Consider the following 23,077-nt stretch of genomic DNA (forward strand, 5'->3'; position numbering starts at 1 on the left):
ACATTTCTGGAGCACTTCCCCATGCCTTCCCTGATGTCCTTCTTCCGGCCCGGCCCGGGTCGCGTCACCCCGGCCGAGGCCCGCCGGCGGACCGCCGACGGCGCGGCGGTCCTGCTCGACGTACGCGAAACCCCTGAATGGAACGCCGGACACGCTCCGGCCGCCGTCCATGTGCCGCTCTCCCGGCTGGCCGCCGGGCAGACGCTGCCTGCTTCGGCATCGGGCCGCCCGGTGGTGGTGATCTGCCGTTCCGGGCACCGTTCCCGGCAGGCCGCCCGCATCCTCTCCGGACGCGGCACCGACGCCGTCGACGTCATCGGCGGCATGACCGCCTGGGCGGCCGAGGGGCTGCCCGTGCAGAACCGTCACGGAGCGGCGGGCACCGTCGCATGACCACCCTGATCCTGGCCCTGGTCGCCGGTGCGTTGGTCGGTCTGGCACTGGGCGGGCTGGGTGGCGGCGGCAGTGTCCTCGCCGTGCCCGCACTGATCTATCTGCTCGGCTTCACCCCGGCCGCGGCCACCACCGCCGCTCTGCTCATCGTCATAGCCACCTCCCTGACCGGGCTGGTGGCGCATGCCCGGGACGGTCACGTCCGCTGGCGAACCGGCGGACTCTTCGCGGTGGCGGGCATCGTGCCGGCAGCGGTGTCCGGGGCGCTGTCGGTCCGGATTCCGGCGGCGGTGCTCACGGCGGCGTTCGCGTTGCTCGCGGTCGTGGCCGCGGTGCGGATGATCCGACCGCGGGGGCCCACGCGGTGCGAGGCGACTTCGGCCGAACCGTCCACCCCGGACCTCGCAGACCGTACGGGCGCCGTGCGGGCCGTCCGCGCCGGAGCCGGCCTCGGCTCCGTGACCGGGTTCCTCGGGGTCGGCGGCGGATTTCTCGCCGTGCCCACGCTGGTCACCGTCCTCGCCGTTCCCATGTCGGCGGCGGTCGGTACCAGCCTGCTCGTCATCACGGTGAACTCCACGGCCGCCCTGGCCAGCCGGCTCACCACCCCCACCTCGCTGGACTGGGCGGTGATCGCCCCGTTCACGGCGGCGGCGGTCCTCGGGGCGTGGGACGGCAAGCGTCTGGCCACCAAGGTGTCCACTCCCGCACTCCAGCGGATCTTCGGCGTATCGCTGCTCGCCGTCGCCCTCTTCATGCTGGTCGATGCCATCGTCTGAGCGATGCCACGCCGTCGGCAGCGGATCGGCATCCGGTCTCAGGCGAGCGAGAGGAACAGCTTCTCCAGCCGGGCACGCATCTGGTTCCGGTCGGCCGGTTCGGCGCTGTCGTCGGCCATGCAGTGCTGAAGGCCCGTCGCGATGATTGCGAAACCCGCCCGGTCGAGCGCGCGCGAAACTGCTGCCATCTGGGTGATGACGTCCTCGCAGTCCCGGCCTTCCTCGATCATCCTGATGATCGCGGCAAGCTGGCCCTGAGCGCGGCGAAGGCGATTGAGGACCGATTTCAGTTCGTCGGCCGCCATGTCAAGTTCCACACATCCTCCTTCAAATACCCCAAGGGGTATTCTAGCCTGTCCGGGGTACGCCCCGGCGACGAAAGGAAGCATCCCTCGTGACCAGCCCCGCCTCCCTCTCCCCTAACCAGGCCGCAGCCCGGATCGCCGAATTCACCGTCATCGACGTGCGCGCCCCGGGCGAGTACGCCTCCGGGCACGTGCCGGGCGCGCTGAACATTCCGCTGGACCGTCTCGACGAGGCGCTTCCCGCCCTGAAGGCGGCGTCGGCCCGCGGCTCCCTGCTCATGGTGTGCGCCTCCGGCGTCCGTTCCACCCGCGCCTGCGACGTTCTCTCCGCGGCGGACATCGACGCCGTCACGCTGTCGGGCGGCACGACAGCGTGGGAGGGCGAGGGCCACGGCCTGGACCGCCCCGCCGGCGCCCGGGCCACCTGGCCGATGGAGCGTCAGGTCCGGTTCGCCGCCGGTTCGCTCGTGGTGGCCGGTCTGCTCGCGGGCCGGCGCTTCCCGGCCGCACGCTGGCTGTCGGCCGGGGTCGGCTCCGGTCTGGTCTTCTCCGCGGTGACCAACACCTGCGGGATGGCCGCCGTCCTGTCGAAGCTGCCGCACAACCGGGCCCCGCGCTCGGCGGCGGACTTCGACGCCACTCTGGACGCACTGCAGAACTGAAGCGGTACGGAAGTGCCCGTACGGCAGGAGCCGGTCACGCCACCCGCGTGACCGGCTCCTGCCGTGTGCAAGCAGGTCAGACGTCGTCCCGGACGAGGGCCAGCAGCCGGTCCAGCACCCGCGGTCCCCCGGCGCGCAGACCGTCGTGCTCGAACTCGTTCGTCACCCAGGTGCGCAGTCCGCGGATCGTCGCGGCGGTGCGCAGCGCGTGCTCCGTGTCGACGTACATGTCGTCGTGGTAGACGGCCGCGGCGACCGGCACCTGATTGGCGGCGAGGCGCTCGGCGTCGTACAGCTCGGGCCAGTCGGTACGGGAGGCGAGCAGTTCGGCGGTCTCGCGCAGCGGGCGCAGCGCCGGGTCGACGTCGAAGTGCCAGGGGTGGATGGTCTCGCCGGTGAGGAGCACCGGCCCGTTGCCCGCCAGGGCGGTGGCGACGTCGAACTGGGGGAATTCTGCGCGGACCCGCTCGGCGGCCCAGCCGGTGGGCTGCTTGCCCTGGCCGTAGATCGCCTCGTGCATCAGGGCGTACAGAGGGTGGCCCGCGAACGAGTTGGCGGTGCGCACGGCTTCCTGGAACGTGTCGGAGAGCTCGATACCCAGGGGCGTGCGGACGAAGGCGTTCTCCAGCAGGTAGTGCAGCTGGTGGCTGCCGTTGCCGCTGCCGAGCATGATGCCCAGGGACTGGAACCCCTCGGGCGTGAGGCGGTGTCCGGCGCTCTCCGGGCGGTGCTCAGCAAGGTACGCGGCGATCTCGCGGACGCGCTCGACGTCCTGCGGATAGCGGTCGTAGTGGGCGGCGACCTTGCGCTCGATCCGCGGGTACGCGGCGCGGTACACGTCGTCCGCGTGGGCATCGAGCGAGGGCAGCCCGCCGGTGATCAGGACAGCCTTGAGCCCCTCGGGGGCGGCCGACAGGTAGTGGACCGCGCAGAAGCCGCCGAACGACTGGCCGAGCACGGTCCACGGGGCGCCGCCGGTCAGCTGCGGCCGGATCAGCTCGCAGTCGCGCACGATGTTGTCGGAGCGGAAGTGGGCGAGATAGTCGGCCTGCTCGCGCGGGCCGCCGCGCAGCGGCAGCGTCTGCCGGTTGGCGGGGGTGGAAAGGCCGGTGCCGCGCTGGTCGAGGAGCAGTACGCGGAACTCCTCCACCGCCCGCCCCAGCCACGCCTCCGTACCGACGAAACGGCGGGCACCGAAGCCGGGTCCGCCCTCCAGATAGACCAGCCACGGCAGCTCTTCGTCGGCCTTGCCACCGGCGACGGCTTCCCGGCCGAAGAGCTCGATCTGCTCACCGCCCGGATCGGTGTGATCGAGAGGAACCGTGAAATGACGGTCGGTGAGAACGACGCCGGGCTGCCGGTAACTGCTCAAGAGATGCTCCTGTATCAGATGTTTCACGGACAGTTCAGCACACGGCCGTGACCCGGACAGTCCCGGCCCGTGTGCGCCGCGCGCGGGGCGCTCCTAGCGTGCAGTCATGATCCGGTTCGAGCAGGTCGGCAAGGTCTATCCGGACGGCACGACCGCGGTCGACGGGCTGTCCTTCGAGGTGGGCGAGGGGGAACTCGTCACGCTGGTCGGACCGTCCGGCTGCGGCAAGACGACCACGATGATGATGGTGAACCGGCTGATCGAGCCGACCTCGGGCAGGATCCTGGTCGACGGCGAGGACATCGCGCAGGTCGACCCGGTGAAGCTGCGCCGCCGGATCGGCTATGTCATCCAGCAGGTCGGGCTCTTCCCGCACCGGACCGTCCTCGACAACACGGCGACCGTCGCTTCATTGGCCGGCTGGAAGCGGGCCCGGGCACGGGAGCGGGCGGCCGAGCTGCTGGACCTGGTGGGACTGGACCCGAGGACGTACGGGTCCCGCTACCCTGCCCAGCTCTCCGGCGGCCAGCGCCGGCGGGTGGGCGTCGCACGGGCGCTGGCAGCCGACCCGCCGGTTCTGCTGATGGACGAACCGTTCGGCGCGGTCGACCCGGTGGTGCGCGAGCGACTGCAGGACGAGTTCCTGAGTCTGCAGGCGGCGGTCAGGAAAACGGTCCTGATGGTGACCCATGACATCGAGGAGGCGGTCCGGATGGGCGACCGGATCGCCGTGTACAGGGAGGGGCGCATCGAGCAGTTCGACAGGCCGGCGGCCGTGCTCGGCACGCCCGCAACTCCCTACGTGGCCCGGTTCGTCGGCGCGGACCGGGGGCTGAAGCGGCTGTCGGTCACGACGATCGAGCCGGACGACCTGGAGGAACCGCCGGTCGCGCGGCTCGACGAACCCGCCCGGACCGCGGCGGCCCGGCTGAACGGCGCGGACGCCCGCTGGGCGGTCGTGCTCAACAGCGCGGGCGAGCTGCACGGCTGGGTGTCGGCGGACGCGCTCCAGACCGCCGGGGAACACGGAACGGTCGGGGACCTGGCCCGCCGCATGGACGCGTGGGTACCGGTCGGTGCCTCGCTGAAGCAGGCATTCAGCGAGATGCTCCAGCAGGACGCCGGGTGGGTGGCGGTGCTGGACGGTGCGCGCTTCCTCGGCGTACTGACTCCGGCGAAGCTCCATGAGGCGCTGCGTCGGTCGGTGGACGCGGACGCGCGAGGAGTGGGACGCGACAAGGTGCGGTTCGACTCGGTGGCGGACGTGTAGAAGGGCAGGGCACAGCGACATCGAGGAGGATCTGCCCAGGCCCGCATTCGGCCGCCCACCATCGCTCCCCTGAAGCTTCAGCCGCCCACAAGGAACTGCTTGGACTCCAGGTAGTTCCGTGCGACGTCCTCCGGCAGCCGTCGCCAGCTGTCCACCTGTTCGTTCATGCGGGCCAGGTCGGAGGTCGTCAGCACAATGTTGAGCCGGTCCAGTGCGTCGCGTACCCCGGTGTTGCCGGCCCCCGACCGGCTGACGACGGGGACGAGGTAATCGGCGTTCTGAAGGTGTTTGTCGTCGGCGAGCAGCACGAGCCCGAAGTCGTCGAGGGTGGCGTCGGTGGCGGTGGTCAGAACCATCTGGTCCCGACCGCTCTGCACGGCCTGTTTCGCCTGGGTGGTGCCGACACCCTTGGGGTCGACGGCGGTGATGTCGATGCCGTACGTCTTCTGCAGCCTGGTTGTGCAGTGAGGCCGTTGTACGCATTCGTCGCCCGCGGCGAGCCGCACCGGCAGCCCGGACCTGCCGAGGTCGCTGAGGGTCTTGAGTCGGTGCCTCGCCGCGTACGGGGCGGCGACGGCGAACACTTTCTGGGCGACGGCGCGTCCTGGGTCCAGGACGGTGAGGCCGCGGGGGGCGACCAGGCCGCGCAGGGCCTTCATGGTGGTGTCGAGGTCGGGCGAGCCGACAGGGTCGGCCTCGGCGCCGTTCTTCTTGGCGTTCAGCCAGTCGGCGAAGGTGGCGGCGTACTCCGGTACGACGTCGATCCGGCCGCTCTCCAGCGCCGGTTCGTAGAGCTCCCGGCCGGTGACAGAGACGACCTGCGTGGAGTAGCCGCCCCGTTCGAGCAGCAGCGCGTACATCTCGGCGAGTAGATCGCTCTCGGTGAAGCCCGCGGAGCCGATGGTGAGGTGTCTGCTGTCGCCCGGCGGGGCGGTGATGTCTCTCCGGTTCTCCAGGGCGGGCCCGGTGGTGCACGCGGTCCCCGTCAGCAGCAGCGTCAGGACTAAGTGGACGGTCCGGCAGGCCTTCATCCGGTGTCCTCGCCGCGCACCCAGGCGGGGGCGAACCACTGCCCGATCTCGAACACCCCTTCTACGACCAGAGCGAAGACTGCGACGAGGATCGCTCCGGCGACCACCTGCGGCGTGGAGGCGAGGCCGAAGCCCGCGGTGATGATCCGGCCGAGTCCCCCACCGCCCGCCAGCGCGGCAAGGGTGGCGGTCGCGACGAGCTGGAGGGCCGCGACCCGTACGCCGGTCAGGATGAGCGGCAGTGCGAGCGGCACCTCGACGCGCAGCAGCAGTTGGCGGCCCGTCATCCCCATGCCGCGGGCGGCCTGTACGACATCGCGGTCGACCTCCCGCATCCCCACGTACGCGTTGGTGAGCAGCGGTGGGACGGCGAAGAGCACCAGGGCGACGACGGTCGGCCCCTCGCCGTACCTGCCGATCGGGGTGAGCAGCAGCAGAACGAGGACGGCGAGGGTGGGGACGGCCCGCCCGACGTTGGAGATGTTGACGGCGAGCGCGCCGCCCTTGCCGAGATGACCGAGGACCAGGGCCACCGGCAGCGCGATGAGACAGCCGATCAGCAGACAGACGACCGTGAGGAGCAGATGCTGTTCGAGCCGGTGCCAGATGCCGTTGTCTCCGGACCAGTGGCTGGCACTGGTGAGCCAGGACCAGGTGTCGGAGAGGGTCTTCACGGCTGCCTCCGGGTCCATGGGGTCAGCAGCCGCTGGACGCCGAGCAGCAGCAGGTCGGCGCAGACGGCGATGACGACGCAGAGGACGGAAGCGGTGAGCACCTCGGCCTTGAAGTGGGTGCCCATTCCGGAGTAGATGAGATTGCCCAGACCGCCGTAGCCGACGATCGCGCCGACGGTGACCAGGGAGACCACGGAGACGGTGGCGATCCGCAGCCCGGCCATGGCGGCGGGGAGAGCGAGTGGCAGCTCCACGGCGACGAGCAGACGGATGGGCCCGTAACCCATGCCGCGGGCGGACTGCCGGGTCTCCTCGGGCACGGCGCGCAGTCCGGCGAGGATGTTCCGTACCAGCAGGGTGAGCGAGTAGAGGACGAGCCCCGCGACGACGAGCGAGGCGGAGAGTCCGTAGACCGGCAGCAGCAGCGAGAACATGGCGAGCGACGGCACGGTGTAGAGGATGGTCGTCACGCCGAGCACGGGTCCGGCCGCCCAGCGCCAGCTCCGGGCGGCGAGAGCGAGCGGGACGGCGAGGAGGAGTCCGACGAGCACGGAGACCGCGGTCAGCTGGAGATGCTGGATGACGGCGTCCTGGAGGATCTCGCGACGGCTCGTCAGATAGGCACCGCAGAGCCAGTCGTTGCGCGCGAGGCAGTCGTCGGGTGGCGCGGTCACGTGTTCATTGGAACGCGGCGAGGCGGGAGCCGCGCGACTTGATCGACTGTTCGGGGACGGCGCGGCCGACCGGAGCGGACCCCGCGGTGATCGCATGCCGTCGGACCGGGCTGCCCCGCGGGCTGCTCCGGTGGCGCCAAGGCCGACCGGGCAGCGGCGTACCCGGGCGCCTTCGGAGCCCGGCCCCGCCTGCCGGGGATGACGGGCAGCGCCGTCGCATGTTGTCCGCCCTGCCGTCCGCCCCCGGCGGACTTATGATCGCCGTCCCGCGCCTTCGCGGGCTGCGATCACGTACCGCCCCCGCAGCCCGAGCGCACCTGATCAGGGTGACGAGGAGAAGTCATGGCCACTCAGTTCGAGGCCACGGTCGAGATCGACCGGCCCATCGCCGAGGTCTTCGCTTATCTCGCCGATGGCGAGCACGACCCGGAGTTCAGTCCACGTGTGATGAGGATCGAGAAGTCACCGGCCGGGCCGACGGCGGTGGGAACGGTGTTCCGGAGCACGGTCAAGGACGCCGGCATGACGACCCGGCGGGAGTTCCGGATCAAGGAGCTTACGACGCCCACCCGCATCCGCTGGGAGGAGCTCTCGAAGAACCTGGTCACCGCCGCCGAAGGCGGCTACGACCTCGAGGCCACAGCCGACGGAACGACCAAGGTGCGGATCTTCAACGTCCTGGAGGGCCACGGCATCGGCAAGCTCCTGGTGGGCTTCGCCGCCGGTGCCGCGCGCAAGGACGCCCCCGCGTTCGGACAGCGGATCAAGGCGGCGGCCGAGGCTGCGATCGCCCGCTGAGCAGGCGGTGCACCGCCCCGTCGGGCTCGTTCACCTCCTGTGGCGTAGCGCCTCCGGTCGACGCGCCCCACGAGCACCGGTGAGTGCAGATCACCACGGCGGGGGCGAGGACGGCCAGGACCGGACGACGGGCGGCCCGGCTCCGTCCCCATGGGAGGAGCCGGCTCACCACCGTCAGCGCCGGCAACACCAGCGGTCCGCAGCTGAGGTCGGTCCACGAGGAATCGGACCCGGCGTCGAATCGGCCCGCACACGTCGTCGGGCACGGTTGCGACTCGACCGCTCTGCGGACGGTGGCACATGGGTGCGCGCACTCACCTTGTGCACACGGCGATGCGTCCCCGTGCCCAATCCTCGTGCGCCTGCTGCGTATGGGGGGACACCCGCGCGCCTATGGCCGGGGATGCCCGTGGGTGACGGTAGACCGGGTCACGTCTGACGTTCTCCCGTACGTACACAGGAGTCCCGCATGGTGTCACCCGGCCCTGCCGATGACGCGTACCGATACGACGGTCTGCGCGCGATGTACATCAACTGCACGCTCAAGCGCTCGCCCGAAGTCAGCAACACGGAGGGACTGATCGACCGGAGCCGCGCGGTGATGGAGAGGCGCGGCGTCACCACCGAGGTGGTCCGGGCCGTCGACCACGACATCGCCACCGGCGTGTGGCCGGACATGAGGGAGCACGGCCGGGAGACCGACGCCTGGCCCGAGCTGTACGAGAAAGTGATGGCCGCCGACATCCTGGTGCTGTGCGGGCCGATCTGGCTGGGCGACAACTCGTCTGTCATGAAGCGGGTGATCGAGCGATTGTACGCGTGTTCGTCGCTCCTGAACGAGGCGGGCCAGTACGCGTACTACGGGCGGGCCGGGGGTTGTCTGATCACTGGCAACGAGGACGGTGCGAAGCACTGCGCGATGAACGTGCTCTACAGCCTGCAGCACCTGGGGTACACGGTGCCTCCGCAGGCCGACGCCGGCTGGGTGGGGGAAGCAGGTCCGGGACCGTCGTACCTGGACAAGGGCTCGGGCGGCCCGCAGAACGACTTCACCAACCGCAACACCACGTTCATGACATGGAACCTGCTGCACCTGGCGCGGCTGCTCAAGGACGCGGGTGGTATTCCGGCGCACGGGAACCAGCGCTCGGAGTGGGACGCCGGCTGCCGCTTCGACTTCGAGAACCCCGAACACCGCTGAATGCGGAGCCGGAAAGGCGACCGGGGCGATCCGAGGGGCCCGCGGCCGTAGCGGGTTTCACGGCGGGAGCGTGAGTCTCCGTGCCGGCTGACCCTTCGAACCACGGCGGACGCGTGACCACGTGCGCGGACTGCTGGAGCCGGTCAGCCGCAGCGGCCGGTGGCTCGCTCGCGGTTCGCAGGTCACAACACACCGGACGGGCTGCGGCGTCTGCGTGAATCGCCGCGGCCCCCAACGACCCGGACCCGGGTTCCCATGTGGGTCAGGCGCGCGCGCCGACGGCGCGTGTCGCCGTTGGGACATGTCGCAGTTGTGACACGCGAGGGCGGCGACACGTCAGCTTCATCAGTGGATTCTTTCGGACAGGTTGTGACCCCCAGCTGTACGAAAGGGTTTTCTCTGATGACATTGATACGCCTGACGGGGGCGATATCGGCAGGGCTGTTGCTGGTGGCCGGAGGCGTGCCGGCCGCCGCCACCACCACGGGGAAGGCCGCCACCGGAACCGCCACTCGTCCCACCGCCGTGCCGGGGGCTCACTCCGCGACCGTACGACTGGTGACCGGTGACCGGGTGACCGTGACGTCGTTGCCCGGCGGACGGCACACCGCGTCGGTGCAGCCAGGGGCCGGCCGCGAGCGTGTCCCCTTCCGGACGCTGGAGGGGGATGACAAGGCACTGACCGTGATCCCGTTCGACGCCGAGCCGTTGGTGTCCGCCGGCACCCTGGACCGCCGCCTCTTCGACGTGACGACCCTGATCGCCGATGGCTACGACGAGGCTCACGCCTCCGCGCTTCCGCTGATCGTCTCCTCGGAGCCGTCACAAGTCGGCGCCAGGGTCAGCTCGCAGGCGGCGAAGGCCGCCGCGGCGACCGCTGACCGGCTGGTGGCGTTCAAGGCGGCCGCGACGACTGCCCGTAAGCTGGAAAGCCTCGACGCGCGGTCGCTGCGGGTCGCCGACGACGACCTGGGCCGCTTCTGGAAGACACTGAACCCCGGCGGAAAGTCGGACGCCGCCCGCGCCGCAGTCGCTCCGCGGGTCTCGCTGGACGGCAAGGTGAAGGCCGTACTGGACCGCAGCACCGCGCAGATCAACGCACCCGCAGCCTGGAAGGCCGGGTACGAGGGCCAGGGTGTGAAGGTGGCGATCCTCGACACCGGTGTCGACGCGAACCACCCCGACCTGGCCGGCCGCGTCGCGGAGGCGAAAGACTTCTCCGGCAGCCCGAGCACGGACGACCACTTCGGCCACGGCACGCACGTCGCCGCGACCGTCGGCGGCACGGGCGCCGCGTCCTCGGGCACCCGCCGCGGTGTCGCGCCCCACGCCGACCTGCTGATCGGCAAGGTACTGGGCGACGACGGCTACGGCTCGGAGTCGTCCGTCATCGACGGCATGGAGTGGGCTGCCTCCCAGCACGCCAAGGTCGTCAACATGAGCCTCGGTTCGGACGCCGAGACCGACGGCACCGACCCGATGAGCCAGGCCGTCAACACCTTGACCGCGTCCACCGACACGCTCTTCGTGGTCGCCGCGGGCAACGCCGGCCCGGGCCCGTCCACGGTCGGGACGCCGGGCGCGGCCGACGCCGCGCTGACCGTCGGGGCCGTCGACCGCGACGACTCCCTCGCCTCCTTCTCGAGCCGTGGCCCGCGCCTGGGCGACGCGGCGGTCAAGCCCGACGTGACCGCCCCCGGCGTCGGCATCGTCGCCGCCCGCGCGTCCGGCACCACCATGGGCGACCCGGTCGACGCCAACTACACCTCCGCGTCAGGCACTTCGATGGCGACCCCGCATGTCGCCGGCGCCGCCGCGCTGCTGGCCCAGCAGCACCCCGACTGGGGCGCCCAGCAACTCAAGGACGCCCTGATCAGCACCGCGCACACGGTGCCCGGCACCAAGGTGACCGAACAGGGCGGCGGCCGCATCGACCTGGCCACCGCCATGGGCCCTGTCACGGCCACCGGCAGCGTCACCCTCGCCCCGCTCCACACCAACGACAGCGGGAAGCAGCAGGGCGGCACCGTCCGCTACACCAACACCGGCGACAAGCCGGTGACGCTCTCCCTTGCCGCCACCCTGGCCACCAACACCGGGCGCGCCCTCGCCGGCGGCGTGGTCACCCTCGGCTCCGACACGGTGCAGCTGGCACCCGGCGCCACGGCCGAAGTACCGCTGCGCACCGACGCGGCGAACGCCGTCCGCGGCAAGTACTACGGCTACGTCACCGCCGCATCCGCCGACGGCACCGTGCTCGCCCACACCACTGTGTCCCTGAACGTGCACGCACCGGTGCACAAGCTCACCGTGGTCGCCCGCGACCGTGACGGCAAGGTCATCGACGGCGCCGCTCCGGTGATCTGGGGCGCCGACGGCTTCGTGAACTACACGAGCGTGGAGCCTGCCGTCGCCGAAGTGGAGGAGGGCACCTACCAGCTCAGCTTCGGCACCCTGGACAGGGCGGCCGACGGCCAGGAGCTGCGCGAGGTGGTCAACCCGGAGGTGAAGGTCACCAAGGACATGTCGGTGACGCTCAACGCCGCCGACACCACCCCGGTGCAGATCCGCACGCCCCGCCCCGCCGAGCAGCGCGGGGTGCTCAGCTACCAGACGTACCGGAAGATCGACGGCAACGGCCTGATCCAGGGCGTGATGTTCTTCGACATCGCCAAGCGGATCTACGTCAGCCCCACCGCTCAAGTCACCGACGGCGACTTCGAGTTCTCCTCGCGCTGGCAGATGGTGGCCCCGCAGCTGCGGGCGAAGGTCTCCGGCACGTCGCTGGGCTTCACCCCGTATTACGTGAACACCTCCCCGGCCTTCGGCGACAAGGGTGCACGGCTGACCGCCGTGGACGCCGGCAAGGGCACGAGCGCCGAGCTTCGCGCCGCACACGTACGCGGCAAACTGGCCGTCGTCCGCTGGGACTTCTCCGACGACCGGGCGCTCGCGCAGGCCGCGGCGGACGCCGGGGCCAAGGCACTGATGCTGGTCGTGGAGGACGGCTTCTACCCCTGGACGCGGTGGAGCCCGACCGGTGACCGGATGGCCGTGCCCACCATGCGCGCCGGCACGGCGGAAGGCACCGCGCTGCTCAAGCGCGCCACGGAGCGGACCACGACGGTGGAGTTCTCCGGCACCGTCCGCAGCCCGTACCTGTACGACGTGATGCAGGTGTCCAAGGGCTCCGTCCCCAAGCGGCTGGTCTACACCGTCTCGGAGCGCGAGAGCGCGGTGGTCCGCAGCACGTACGCCCGCACCGGTGCCGCGTCCTGGGAGAGCGAGCAGCGATTCGGATGGCGGCCGTACCAGGACACCGCGTGGAACCAGTACACACGCTACGTTCCGGCGGGACAGGAACGCGTCGAGTACGTGACCGGCGGTGACACGCTGTGGAAGCACGTCGTGCACCACAACGTCATCGATGTCCCCGACTTCCCGCTGGCGGCCGGCATGCACGACGACACCCGTACCTACCGGCCGGGCGAGCGCGCCACGGAGCGCTGGTTCGGAGCGGTGGTCCGCCCGTCGATCCCGCGTGGCGGGCAACTGCCGTCGGTGCGCAACGGTGACACCCTGTCGGTGTACGTGCCGGAGTTCAACGACTCCGGCGCCGGCCACTGGTCGTTCGCGGAGGCCGACTCCCTCGGTGGCGGCGTCGGCACCGGCGTCACGGCGGCCGCGGTGAGCGACACGGCCACGGCGGCGCTGTACCGGAACGGGAAGCGGATCGCCGAGTCCGACCAGGGCGCGTGGGGCAGCTTCGAAGTGCCCTCGGGCGACGCCGAATACCGGATGGACCTGACGACCGCCCGTACCTCGGACGACTGGAACTTCGGCACCGGGACGCGAACGTCGTGGACGTTCCGCTCCGACACGGCAGCCCGCACGGCCCTGCTGCCGATGCTCCAGGTCGACTACACCGTGCCGGTCGACGTCCGGAACGCGGTGGGCCCGCAACGCAGGCACACTCTCGGCCTGGACGTCCGGATGCAGGACGGCATGGCGGCGCCGCGCGGCGTGACACTGAAGGTCGAGACGTCCTACGACGACGGACGGACCTGGACCACTGCCACCACGGCCCGTAAGGGCAGCGGCTTCACCGCCGTCGTGGAGCGGCCGGACCGGGTGCACGGCGACGCGTACGTGACGCTGCGCGTGACCGCGAAGGACGCGGCCGGCAACTCCGTCCGGCAGACGGTGGACCGCGCGTACCTGCAGCGCGGCACCGCTTGAGGTGCCCGGAGCGGTAGCGCGGAGCTGACCGGCTGAATCGCGGCGGGTGCCAGGGGGTGTGAGCCCTGGCACCCGCCGTGCCATGTCCCGGCCACACTTCGTCCCGGCCACACGTCTCGACGATGCCGGTCCGACCGACGAGGACAGGCTGCGCGCCGATATTCTGCAGGACGTGATCAACTCATATGCGGGCCTTGACGATGCAGGTGTCGCGATAGCTGCGGCATGTGCCGGCGCGGACGTGGTGCGCGCCATGTATGGACGGCGGCTCACCCGCATCGACAAGGGCGCCGGGGACTTCGCCACCGCCGCAGACGTGGAGGCCGAGAAGACGATTCTCGGCGTCATCCGGGCCGCCCGGCCCGATGATGCGGTGCTCGGCGAGGAGGGCGGTCAGCAGGGTGCTGCCGACGCGGTGCGCCAGTGGTTGGTGGATCCCTTGTGCGGCACGCTGAACTACGCCGTCGGCAACATGCTGGTGGCCGTCAACGTGGCGCTGCGCGACGGCGCGGCGGCGGTGGCCGACCCGTTCGGCGGCGAGGTCTTCTTCACCGACGGTGACACCGCCCGGGTGCGGCGGGACGGGGCAGATGCGCGGCTGGCGCCCACGCCCGCCACCCGACTGGTGGACGTCAACCTGGATCCGCCGTTCCCGAGCGCGCCAGGGTTCCGGGCCGTGGATCTGCTTGCCCACCCCGGGTTCGTCGAGCGGTTCCGGCCACGGGTCGTGTCCACGACGTTGGCGTTGGCCTGGGTCGCCGCCGGCAAGCGCGCCGCGTATGTCACCGATGGCGGCGACCTGTCCGGGAGCGTGCATTTCGCCGCGGGCATCGCTGTGTGCCGGGCCGCGGGTTGCGTCGTCACCGGGATCGACGGCGCCCCGATCGGGCAGGCAGGCCGCGGGCTTGTCGTGGCCGCCGACGCCGACACCCACGGCCTGCTGATGTCGATGATCCGTAGCCGAAGCCGGAACTCCACCTGACCTCTTCGCAGGTGCGGTCGGAGGTGCAGCAGAGCCGGAGCGGCCACCACCGATCGCACGTATGCCCCGCCACCACCACGGGCGGCAGGCCATCGTCATGCCGTCAGTTCGTCGGGTACCGCGTCACCTTCGACACCTTGCACGTCACCTTGCCCGGCACGTTCACCAGGCCCTGCGCCTTCTCCTTGGCCTTCTGCCCCACGGCCAGACTGTTGGTTGCGGCCAAACCCTCGCCGAGGCGTGTACCGGAACCGTCCACGAACTCCACGTTCACGACGTAGGTCGCCTTCGAGTCGCCGCGGTTCACGATCTCCACATCGGCGACCGGCCACGTCGTCAGCGAATCCACCACGCACCTGGTGAGCTTCACATCCGCCTCGGGGCTCCCCTCTTCGACGGCGGGTGCCCCGGACGGTGCATCCTTCCCAGGTGCCTTGCCTTGCGGCGCCTCGGTCGTCGGCAGCGTCCGCGGCTTCGGTGCATGGCTGACCGTGACCGCCACCAGTGCACCGCAGCCGCCGAGCAGCACCAGCCCCCCGAGCACCGACAGCGTCACGATCAGCCCGGTATTCGACTTCCTGGGTGGCGGCGCGCCCCACCCCGCACCGTGCTGGGGCCACTGCTGATACGGCGGCGGAGGAGGTTGCTGCCCCCACTGGGGCGGCTGCTGGGGCTCCTGACCCGGCTGCGGGCCGGGTTGCTGAGGCGGGTGGCCGTTCGACATGTGGTCCCCCCATGGGATGCGCGTGCTCCTGAGTCCGCTCACGCTATGCCTGTCCGGAATGTTCTGGCCCGCTCGTGTCGGATTCGTGACAGGCATGCTCGGCCGAGCCCTGGACGCGGCCCTGCGGGTGAAGGTGGCCTGGCCCGCGCGAGGGCCTCAGCGCACCGGCTACCAGGGCGAGATCGGCTGGACGCCGATGCGGCGCCCCTGCTCGTCGAGGAGGTGGCCCATGCGTCGTCCTGGTCCTCGCGCAGGGCAGTACGTGGGGCTGGGGCGCACCGCGCACGATCGCTCTCGCCGTCGCGTCCTTCGCCGTCCTCACGGCCTGGGTCATGGTCGAACGACGGTCCGCGCATCCCTTGGTCAGCGTGCGGATGCTGAGCAATCCGCAACTCGCGGTGGTCAGCGGCTACACCTTCTGTGCCGCCTTCGGCACGATCGGCTTCCTCGGTGCCAACGCCCTCTTTCTCGGCGCCTCACCGTCCGTTACCGGCTACGGCATGGGCCTGGGACCGCAGGCGATCGCCACCATCTCGCTGGCCATGGTGACCGCGGGATTCGCAGGCTCCACGCTGACCCCGCGCCTTGCCCGGCGGCTCGGCGACCGGGCCGTACTCGCCTCGGGCGGCGGACTCATCGCGCTCGGCTTCCTGGGGATGGCTCTCTTCCACGACACCCTCGCCCAGTACGTGGCCTGCGCCCTCGTGGTGGGCCTCGCAACCGGGCTATTCGAGTCGATCACCCGGACGCTGTCGGCGGAGGTCGTCGACAAACAGGAGACCGCTCTCGCCGTCGGCCTCAACGAACTGGCCCTCTCCCTCGGCGCGGCCATCGGCGCCGCCGTGATCGGCGCGTTCTTCGCGGCCCACGCCGTGCGCGGCACCTCGCGCATCGCCGAGTCCGGCTACGTGTGGGTCTGGGGTGCGTGTGCCTGCGCGGCCCTTGTCGGCATGGCCCTCGCGCTGCGCTACCGCCACCCACGCCAGGCGCACGCGACGTTCGGACAGCCGCCGGCACAGAGTGGAGAGCTCGCATGACGAACGCCCTGGGCATGCACAGGACGGTGACCGAAGCAGTGCGTTCCTGGAGCGATCGGCTCGTGGCCCTCAGTCACGGGCTGCACGACGAACCCGAGACCGCTCTCCAGGAACACCGCTCGGCGGCCAGGGTCGCCGACCTCCTGGAGACAGCCGGTTTCGCCGTCACCCGGGGCGTCGCCGACCTCCCCACCGCCCTCGTCGCCACCCGCGGATCCGGCGACCTCGTCATCGGATTCTGCGCCGAGTACGACGCCCTGCCCGGCATCGGCCACGCCTGCGGGCACAACGTCAACGGGGCCGCAGCCGTCGGCGCCGCGCTCGCACTCGCCGCCGTCGCGGACGAACTCGATGTGACGGTGAAGCTGATCGGTACCCCCGCCGAGGAGGACATCGGAGGGAAGGTCCTCCTCCTCGATGCCGGAGTCTTCGACGACGTGGCAGCAGCGATGATGGTGCACGCCGCCCCCGTCGACAGCGTCGGCGCCTCCTCACTGGCCATCGGGGCCTGGGACATCACCTACCGCGGCAGACCCTCGCACGCCGCACTCGCCCCCTGGGAAGGCATCAACGCCCTCGACGCGATGACCGTCGCCCACACTGCCGTCGGGCTGCTCCGCCAGCAGCTGCGGCCGGGCGTGGTCGTGCACGGCATCGTCACCGACGGCGGCCAGGCCGTGAACGTCATTCCGGCGCGCACCCGCGCGCGGTGCGAGGTCAGGGCGCTGACCGTGGAACAGCTCGGCGAGGCGTGGCAGCGGGTGCGCGCTTGCTTCGATGCCGGGGCGCTCGCCACCGGCGCCGAGCTCGAGCTGCGCCCGCACGGAAGGGACTTCGCCGATCTGCGCCAGGACCCTGACATGACGGAGATCTACGTCAGGGCGCTCGGCGAACTGGGCCGTACGGCGATGTCTCGGCGCGGCGAGACGATGGCGTCGACGGACATGGGAAACGTCTCTCAGGTCATCCCCACGATCCACCCCACGATCGGTTACGACACGGACGGCGCGAAGCAGCACACTCCCGAATTCACCGCGTACGGCAAGAGTCCCGGAGCCGACCGGGCGGTGCTCGACGGGGCGACCGCGCTCGCCCTGACCGGTGCCGGTCTGGCGACGTCGCAGGCCCAGCGGAGCCGACTGCTCGACGGGGTGAGGCGGCGGAGTCAGCCGGCGGCCGGCGAGGCGAACAGCTCGCCACCGACACGAGCGGTCCGCCTTGCCCCAGGAGCGTGAGGGGCAGGTACAGGATGGAGGACGGCTTCGCGGCTCCGGACACCCCCGTACTCTCCCGGCCCCGTCGGGCCGGACGTTCGGCAGTCCGGTGTCACCGGTCCTGTTCTTCAGCGGCGTGGATCATCCAGCCGGTTTCCCGTGGCAGGCCTCCTCGCCTGCGGCGAAAATGGTGGTCGGAAGGCAAATGAGGAGGTTGGCATCCGGTGTGAAGCTCTCCCGTAGCCCCGGCGCGTCCGACGCGCCGCTCGCACTCGACTCGGGCGCGGGTAAGAAGGGGCTCAAGTCCGGTGCCCTGGGACTGCTCTCCTCCGTGGCCATCGGCTTGGCTTCCACCGCCCCGGCGTACAGCCTCGCGGCCACGCTGGGCCTCATCGTGGCGGGGGTCGGACTGCAGGCCCCGGTCATCACGATGCTGGCGTTCGTCCCGATGCTGCTGATCGCGTACGCCTACAAGGAACTCAACGCGAGCAACGCCGACTGCGGGACCACCTTCACCTGGGCGACCCGTGCCTTCGGCCCGCGCACCGGCTGGATGGGCGGCTGGGGCATCATCGTCGCCGACATCATCGTCATGGCGAACCTCGCCGAGATCGCCGGCATCTACGGCTTCCGGCTGCTGGGCTACGAATCCCTGACGGAAAGCAGGGTGTGGACCACCATGGCGGGTGTCATCTGGATCGGCGTCATGACCGCGCTCTGCTACGTCGGCATCGAGATCTCGGCTGCCGTTCAGCGGTGGCTCCTGTTCATCGAGGTGGCCGTACTGCTGCTGTTCGCCGTCACCGCCCTGGTCAGGGTCTACACCGGCAACCCCGAGATGGCGATCCACGTCTCCGCCTCCTGGTTCAACCCCCTCCACGTGCAATCGGCCGAGGCGTTGACGGCGGGTATCCTCGCCGCCGTCTTCATCTACTGGGGCTGGGACACCGCCGTCACGGTCAACGAGGAGACCGCGGACAGCACGCGCATCCCCGGACGTGCCGCGGTCATCTCCGTCGTGCTTCTGCTGGTCATCTACGCCCTCGTCGCCACCTCGGCGCAGGCCTTCGCCGGTGTCGGCTCCGACGGGACCGGACTCGGCAACAGGGACAACGCCGGCGACGTGCTCTCGGGACTGGGCAACGCCGTCTTCGGCAGCCACGGGGTGGGGCCCTTCTTCTCCAAACTGCTGATCCTCATGGTGCTGACGTCCGCCGTGGCCTCCGCCCAGACGACCATCCTCCCTATGGCCCGGACGGTCTTCTCCATGGCCGCGCACAAGGCCGTCCCCTCCCGGTTCGCCCGACTGCACCGCAGATTTCTCACCCCGACCTGGTCGACCGTCTCCTTGGGCCTGGCCTCCATCGGCTTCCTCGTCCTGCTGACGGTGATCAGCGACAACGTCCTCGCCGACTCCATCGAGTCGGTCGGGCTCGCGATCACGTTCTACTACGGCCTCACCGGCTTCGCCTGTGTCTGGTACTTCCGCAGGGTGCTCACCCGCAGCCGCAGGGACTTCCTGTTCAAGGGGCTGCTGCCGGGTCTGGGCGCGCTGACGATGCTCTTCCTCTTCTGTTACGCCGCCTTCGTCGTCTACGCCGACCCCAACTACGGTGCGACCTCCATCGACCTGCCGTTCATCGGACTGACGGGCGGGGTCACCGTCGTGGGCCTCGGAGCACTGCTGCTCGGAGTCGTGCTGATGCTGGTCGTCACGCGCGAGCACGCAGCGGCCCTCAGGCTTCAGCGGAGTCTGCTTCCTGGCCGGCTGCCGCAGCCGACCGCTGTCGAGATGGCGAGCCGCTATGTGCCCGCCGACAGCCGGTCCGGGGTGGGCGGTGACTGGTTCGACGTCATCCCGCTGTCGGGAACGCGTGTCGGCCTGGTCGTCGGGGAGGTGATCGGCCACGGACTGCTCGCCGCCGCCACCATGGGGCGCCTGCGCACCGGCGTACGCGTCCTCGCCCGTCTGGACCTCGACCCGGACGAGCTCCTCTCGCGCCTGGACGACGTGGTAGGACAGACCGCCAAGGAGCGGGCGGCCGTTCATGGTGCGGGTGGCGCGGGGCCGCGGGAGGACGACGCCCTGGGGGTGACGTGCCTGTACGCGGTGTACGACCCGGTGTCGGGACAGTGCAGCATGGCGCGTGCCGGCGATTCGATGGCCGCGGTCGTCCTGTCGGACAGCGGCGTCGCCACCTACCCGGATCTGCCGCCTGGCCCTCCGCTGGGGCTGGGTGGTCCGCCCTACGAGACCACGGGATTCCAACTGCCGCAGGGCAGCCTCGTCGCCCTCTTCACCGACGGCCTCGTCCAGGCGGCCGCCGACGACATCGACGTCGGACTCGGCCTGCTCACCGAGGCCCTCACCCAGTACCGGCGTCCCTTGGAAGAACTCTGTGACCGCGCGGTCGCGACCCTGGTGCCGGGGCCGGCGAACGACGACGCGGTCCTGCTCCTCGTACGCACACGGATGCTCGACGAACACCAGGTGGCCGCGTGGGAACTGACCGCGGAGCCGGCGATGGTCGGCAAGGCCCGCGCCGTGACCACGGGGCAACTCGGAGCATGGGGGCTGGACGAGATGTCGTTCTCCACCGAACTCATCGTCAGTGAGCTGGTCACCAACGCCATCCGCTATGCCGCCGGCCCGATCCACGTCCGGCTGATCCGCGACGAGACCCTGATCTGCGAGGTCGCCGACACCGGGCACACCTCACCCCATCTGCGCCATGCCGCCGCCGACGACGAGAGCGGCCGTGGCCTGTTCATCGTCGCCCAGATGGCGCAGCAATGGGGCACGCGCTACACGCCCACCGGCAAGACCATCTGGGTGGAACAGCCCCTGCCGGCAGGCCCTGCCGTCGGTGAAACCCCCTCTTAGCTTGCTCCTTGCCGCCTGTCCCGGCGAGTCGTCCGGCCCTTGGGTCTGTCGTTCGGATCAGGCCGGATCAGGGAGCCGCCCGCCGCGGAGCGGCTGACGTCACCATGGTGCGTGCAGCCGCAAGGCGGAGGAACGAGCCCACGAGAAGCGAATGGGGTCTCCCCTGCGCGAGCGGAGCCGAGAGCTCGGGGAAGACCGACGACAACGCGGCAGATGCGCGTGCCGGACCCCGCGAGCCCAGCATGATCCAAACCAGAGGCCCTAAGGGCTGTCCCGTGGACCGGATCAGCGCTTCGGCCCGGGAAGCGGCCGTGTCTCCGCCGGCAGGACACCCCGTTGCGGCAACCTGAGCGCATGACCGACACCTTCGAGCACACCCCTCAGATCTGGAACGCCGCCCAGTTGCGCGATGCCCTCAAGGATCTTCCGGATGACGCGCCCATCCATATCGGTGTGGCGAGCGACCCCGGTGACTTCGACGGGTACCGCGGCTTCGTCCTCGTGGACGCACATCAGGTGGAGAACTGGTGGCCGGCCACTTCCACCGCACCGGAACGCACCGAGACGGAGACGGCGCTGACACTGTTCGCCGACTGGGAGCCGGACAGGTACGACCGCCTCGACTGAACCGGCCACGTTCCCGCCGGGCCGTCACCGACCGTGGAACGGGGGTCAGGGCCGGATGACGCTCTCACTTCGCTGATCGACGAGCCCGGGGCGGTCGAGCCGGCGCAGTGCGAGGAGGCCGCCGATGCCAGGGATGACGGCCGTGGCCCTGGTGAGTGTGGTGGCCCGCTCGTGGCGCCAGGTTGTCTTCGCGCGGCATCCGAAGCTCTCGACGACGGCGATCGGTCCTGCGACAGCGGCCTCTCGGCCCGTCCGTCGGCGTTCAGGTCTGCCTCGCACATGAGTCCGCCACTGCTTGCAGCACCAGCACCGAAAGGTCGTCCTCGACCGGCCCTGTCCCGAAGTCGTGCGCCGCCCGCCGTACGTGCTCCGCCAGTGCCTTCGCGCCCAGCCCCATACCTTGCCTGAGTACATCGGCCAGACCGTCATTGTCGTCCAACTGCCAGTTGCCACAGCGGCGTTCGGTGACGCCGTCGGTCACGCACAACAACGTCTCACCAGGCGCGAGATCGAAGGTGACGGCCCGGAATTCGGCGCCCTCATCGATGCCGAGCAGCATCTGGGGTACGGAGGCCGGTTCCACCCTGCCGTCGGCGCACATGTGCAGCGGTGGAGGATGGCCCGCAGTGGCGACCGTGCAGTGGGCTCCGGGCACGCCCGGGTCGACCGTCAGCTCCCCGTACAGCAGGCTCAGGAAGCGGGAGCCTGTCTGCTCGGCGCCTAGCGCGAACGCCTCGGCGCTCTCTTCCGCCATGGCGACGTTCAGCCGGCCGAGCACCGACTCGACGCCATGGCCCTCGCGCGCCAGCAGCCTCACCAGGTGGCGGGCCAGGCCGGTGACGGACATCGCCTCCGGGTCCTTTCCCTGTACGTCGCCGAGCAGGAAGCACCAGTGGTTCTCGCCCCTCGGGAAGATGTCGTAGAAGTCGCCGCCGACGGTCTGCCCCTCGCCGTGCGGCTCGTAGACGATCGCCGTGTCGACGCCGACGATCCTGGCCAGCGTCGCCGGCAGCTGCCTGCGCTGGAGCGCGGCGCTGATCCTGCGCTGCCGGGTGTACTGACGAGCGGTGTACACGGCCTGCGCGACCCTGCGGGCCACGTCCTGGACCATCCGCACCACGGCGTCGGTCATCTGCGGCTGGCCGGCCCGGCCCAGCAGCAGTACGCCCTGGTCCGTATCGCGGGCGATGAGTGGGAAGGCGAACGCCGACCCGCCTTCATGGGCGACGCCGGCGCTCTCCGGCCACGGCCAGGGCGTGCCCCCGATACGGACCGCGGAGGGTGGCGGAATCCGTTCCAGTTCTTCGCGCAGCGGCGTGATGTGCTGCTCGTCGGCATGCCAGACCCGGGACAGTTGAAGACCCATCCCGGGCAGGTTCAGCCAGATGCCGCACCAGTCCGCGAGCCGGGGCACGAGCATCTGGGCCGCGAGCGCGGTGACCATGGTCTCGTCGAGCTGGCCTGCGAGGAGTTCGCTGGTCTCGGCGAGGAACGACGGTCCGCCACGGTCGGTCCACTCGGTGGCGTACCCCTGGGCATGCGCCGGATGTACCGATGGCCCTGTGTCGTAGGGCTGTGTGTCGCCGGGGCGCCCGGTGGCACCGGGCTTGGTGATTCCGGGCCCGGAGGCGGCCGAATCTGTCGCGGAAACGTCTCCCTCCACGGCCTCCAGCCGGAACCACACCCGCTTCTCGGCCCGCCGGTAGGTCACGCCCCAGGACTCCGAGAGCGCGCTCACCAGCTGGAGGCCGTACCCGGGCTCGCCACGCCGGGTGTCCGCTCCGCCGCGTACCCCCCTGGAGGGGTGACGGTCCGCGACCTCGACGACGACACCCAACCGGGTGGCCGGGTTCCGCTCCAGGCGGCAGACCACGTCGATATCGGTGCCGGCGTACATGACGGCGTTGGTGACCAGCTCGCTGACGAGCAGGACGGCGTCGTCGACGAGCTCCTCGGGGATCGTCACCGGAGCGGGGACCGCGGCCGCGTCGGAAGCCGTATCGGCATCCGCCGCCCCGCCCCTGTTCGCGGGCGCTGTCCACCCCTCGAGCGCCGCATACACGAATTCCCGCGCTCGAGCGGCTGCCAGCTGGTTCGCCGGCAACCCCTTCCTGGACACGGATTCGGCCGCGTGGACGGGCAACAGGATCCCCCTTCCCCCTGTATGTACCAATTACGCCTGGAAAGCACTATTTTCGTGCGCTTTATACT

Annotated in this window: 19 protein-coding genes; 12 read left to right on the plus strand and 7 right to left on the minus strand. The window is 70.6% G+C overall.

The window, feature by feature from the left end; translation table 11 throughout:
* Positions 1 to 33: 33 nt before the first annotated feature.
* Complete coding sequence (locus ACFYP5_RS10680; RefSeq protein ID WP_389034418.1) at positions 34 to 393, plus strand: rhodanese-like domain-containing protein; 360 nt, start codon at positions 34 to 36, stop codon at positions 391 to 393.
* On the plus strand, positions 390 to 1,172 hold the full coding sequence (locus tag ACFYP5_RS10685; protein ID WP_389033330.1) for a sulfite exporter TauE/SafE family protein: 783 nt from the start codon (positions 390 to 392) through the stop codon (positions 1,170 to 1,172). The genes ACFYP5_RS10680 and ACFYP5_RS10685 overlap by 4 nt, the downstream gene beginning before the upstream one ends.
* 38 nt (positions 1,173 to 1,210) lie before the next feature.
* Here the strand turns inward: ACFYP5_RS10685 and ACFYP5_RS10690 are convergent, their stop codons facing one another.
* Positions 1,211 to 1,489: a metal-sensitive transcriptional regulator gene (locus ACFYP5_RS10690; RefSeq protein ID WP_355761728.1), complete on the minus strand. Its 279-nt coding sequence runs from the start codon at positions 1,487 to 1,489 to the stop codon at positions 1,211 to 1,213.
* Positions 1,490 to 1,566: 77 nt separating this feature from the next.
* Here ACFYP5_RS10690 and ACFYP5_RS10695 point away from each other — a divergent pair, with 77 nt between their 5' ends.
* Positions 1,567 to 2,139, plus strand: a complete 573-nt coding sequence (locus tag ACFYP5_RS10695) for a rhodanese-like domain-containing protein (protein ID WP_389033333.1) — start codon at positions 1,567 to 1,569, stop codon at positions 2,137 to 2,139.
* 76 nt (positions 2,140 to 2,215) lie between these two features.
* On the opposite strand, the gene ACFYP5_RS10700 is transcribed toward ACFYP5_RS10695, so the two are convergent.
* Positions 2,216 to 3,511 carry an alpha/beta fold hydrolase gene (locus tag ACFYP5_RS10700; RefSeq protein ID WP_389033336.1) on the minus strand — a complete coding sequence of 432 codons (1,296 nt, stop codon included), beginning with the start codon at positions 3,509 to 3,511 and terminating at the stop codon, positions 2,216 to 2,218.
* Positions 3,512 to 3,617: 106 nt separating this feature from the next.
* Here ACFYP5_RS10700 and ACFYP5_RS10705 point away from each other — a divergent pair, with 106 nt between their 5' ends.
* Entirely contained in the window at positions 3,618 to 4,781 is a 1,164-nt protein-coding gene (locus ACFYP5_RS10705) for a betaine/proline/choline family ABC transporter ATP-binding protein (protein WP_389033339.1), read from the plus strand.
* Positions 4,782 to 4,858: 77 nt separating this feature from the next.
* Here the strand turns inward: ACFYP5_RS10705 and ACFYP5_RS10710 are convergent, their stop codons facing one another.
* From ACFYP5_RS10710 to ACFYP5_RS10720, 3 genes are read right to left on the minus strand one after another with little or no spacing between them, the layout of a single operon-like run.
* A complete protein-coding gene (locus ACFYP5_RS10710) occupies positions 4,859 to 5,812 on the minus strand; it encodes an ABC transporter substrate-binding protein (protein WP_389033342.1) in 954 nt (317 codons plus the stop codon).
* Positions 5,809 to 6,486, minus strand: a complete 678-nt coding sequence (locus ACFYP5_RS10715; protein WP_389033345.1) for an ABC transporter permease — start codon at positions 6,484 to 6,486, stop codon at positions 5,809 to 5,811. The genes ACFYP5_RS10710 and ACFYP5_RS10715 overlap by 4 nt, the downstream gene beginning before the upstream one ends.
* Positions 6,483 to 7,160 (minus strand): ABC transporter permease, encoded by a 678-nt coding sequence (locus tag ACFYP5_RS10720; RefSeq protein ID WP_389033348.1) that lies wholly within the window; start codon positions 7,158 to 7,160, stop codon positions 6,483 to 6,485. Before ACFYP5_RS10720 ends, ACFYP5_RS10715 begins: the two co-directional genes overlap by 4 nt.
* A 342-nt stretch (positions 7,161 to 7,502) precedes the next feature.
* Between ACFYP5_RS10720 and ACFYP5_RS10725 the strand changes: the two genes are divergently transcribed.
* The 4 genes from ACFYP5_RS10725 to ACFYP5_RS10740 all read left to right on the plus strand — a co-directional run bounded on the left by ACFYP5_RS10725 (position 7,503) and on the right by ACFYP5_RS10740 (position 14,380).
* A complete protein-coding gene (locus ACFYP5_RS10725) occupies positions 7,503 to 7,958 on the plus strand; it encodes an SRPBCC family protein (RefSeq protein WP_389033351.1) in 456 nt (151 codons plus the stop codon).
* Between the two features lie 469 nt (positions 7,959 to 8,427).
* Positions 8,428 to 9,159 (plus strand): flavodoxin family protein, encoded by a 732-nt coding sequence (locus tag ACFYP5_RS10730; RefSeq protein WP_389033353.1) that lies wholly within the window; start codon positions 8,428 to 8,430, stop codon positions 9,157 to 9,159.
* A gap of 402 nt (positions 9,160 to 9,561) precedes the next feature.
* A complete protein-coding gene (locus ACFYP5_RS10735; protein ID WP_389033356.1) occupies positions 9,562 to 13,398 on the plus strand; it encodes a S8 family serine peptidase in 3,837 nt (1,278 codons plus the stop codon).
* Positions 13,399 to 13,570: 172 nt separating this feature from the next.
* Positions 13,571 to 14,380 (plus strand): inositol monophosphatase family protein, encoded by an 810-nt coding sequence (locus tag ACFYP5_RS10740; protein WP_389034420.1) that lies wholly within the window; start codon positions 13,571 to 13,573, stop codon positions 14,378 to 14,380.
* A 103-nt stretch (positions 14,381 to 14,483) separates the two neighbouring features.
* On the opposite strand, the gene ACFYP5_RS10745 is transcribed toward ACFYP5_RS10740, so the two are convergent.
* Positions 14,484 to 14,936 (minus strand): FxLYD domain-containing protein, encoded by a 453-nt coding sequence (locus tag ACFYP5_RS10745; protein WP_389033359.1) that lies wholly within the window; start codon positions 14,934 to 14,936, stop codon positions 14,484 to 14,486.
* Positions 14,937 to 15,436: 500 nt separating this feature from the next.
* Here ACFYP5_RS10745 and ACFYP5_RS10750 point away from each other — a divergent pair, with 500 nt between their 5' ends.
* The 4 genes from ACFYP5_RS10750 to ACFYP5_RS10765 all read left to right on the plus strand — a co-directional run bounded on the left by ACFYP5_RS10750 (position 15,437) and on the right by ACFYP5_RS10765 (position 20,866).
* Positions 15,437 to 16,141, plus strand: coding sequence for an MFS transporter (locus ACFYP5_RS10750; protein ID WP_389033362.1), 705 nt, complete (start codon positions 15,437 to 15,439; stop codon positions 16,139 to 16,141).
* Positions 16,138 to 17,376 carry an amidohydrolase gene (locus tag ACFYP5_RS10755; protein WP_389033364.1) on the plus strand — a complete coding sequence of 413 codons (1,239 nt, stop codon included), beginning with the start codon at positions 16,138 to 16,140 and terminating at the stop codon, positions 17,374 to 17,376. Before ACFYP5_RS10750 ends, ACFYP5_RS10755 begins: the two co-directional genes overlap by 4 nt.
* A gap of 205 nt (positions 17,377 to 17,581) precedes the next feature.
* A complete protein-coding gene (locus tag ACFYP5_RS10760; protein WP_389033367.1) occupies positions 17,582 to 20,239 on the plus strand; it encodes a SpoIIE family protein phosphatase in 2,658 nt (885 codons plus the stop codon).
* Between the two features lie 354 nt (positions 20,240 to 20,593).
* The gene (locus ACFYP5_RS10765; protein WP_389033370.1) at positions 20,594 to 20,866 is read left to right on the plus strand and encodes a DUF6225 family protein; all 273 of its coding nucleotides are present in this window, start codon (positions 20,594 to 20,596) and stop codon (positions 20,864 to 20,866) included.
* 262 nt (positions 20,867 to 21,128) lie between these two features.
* On the opposite strand, the gene ACFYP5_RS10770 is transcribed toward ACFYP5_RS10765, so the two are convergent.
* The gene (locus ACFYP5_RS10770) at positions 21,129 to 22,985 is read right to left on the minus strand and encodes a SpoIIE family protein phosphatase (protein WP_389034423.1); all 1,857 of its coding nucleotides are present in this window, start codon (positions 22,983 to 22,985) and stop codon (positions 21,129 to 21,131) included.
* Between the last annotated feature and the right edge of the window lie 92 nt (positions 22,986 to 23,077).

The organism is Streptomyces sp. NPDC005262 (assembly GCF_042872425.1).
GTDB lineage: Bacteria > Actinomycetota > Actinomycetes > Streptomycetales > Streptomycetaceae > Streptomyces.

Excerpts from the sequence above, each read along its gene's own strand:
- ACFYP5_RS10680 (WP_389034418.1), top strand. The coding sequence starts at position 34 with ATGTCCTTCTTCCGGCCCGGCCCGGGTCGCGTCACCCCGGCCGAGGCC.
- ACFYP5_RS10685 (WP_389033330.1), top strand. The coding sequence starts at position 390 with ATGACCACCCTGATCCTGGCCCTGGTCGCCGGTGCGTTGGTCGGTCTG.
- ACFYP5_RS10705 (WP_389033339.1), top strand. The coding sequence starts at position 3,618 with ATGATCCGGTTCGAGCAGGTCGGCAAGGTCTATCCGGACGGCACGACC.
- ACFYP5_RS10710 (WP_389033342.1), bottom strand. The coding sequence starts at position 5,812 with ATGAAGGCCTGCCGGACCGTCCACTTAGTCCTGACGCTGCTGCTGACG.
- ACFYP5_RS10725 (WP_389033351.1), top strand. The coding sequence starts at position 7,503 with ATGGCCACTCAGTTCGAGGCCACGGTCGAGATCGACCGGCCCATCGCC.
- ACFYP5_RS10730 (WP_389033353.1), top strand. The coding sequence starts at position 8,428 with ATGGTGTCACCCGGCCCTGCCGATGACGCGTACCGATACGACGGTCTG.
- ACFYP5_RS10735 (WP_389033356.1), top strand. The coding sequence starts at position 9,562 with ATGACATTGATACGCCTGACGGGGGCGATATCGGCAGGGCTGTTGCTG.
- ACFYP5_RS10750 (WP_389033362.1), top strand. The coding sequence starts at position 15,437 with ATGGTCGAACGACGGTCCGCGCATCCCTTGGTCAGCGTGCGGATGCTG.
- ACFYP5_RS10755 (WP_389033364.1), top strand. The coding sequence starts at position 16,138 with ATGACGAACGCCCTGGGCATGCACAGGACGGTGACCGAAGCAGTGCGT.
- ACFYP5_RS10765 (WP_389033370.1), top strand. The coding sequence starts at position 20,594 with ATGACCGACACCTTCGAGCACACCCCTCAGATCTGGAACGCCGCCCAG.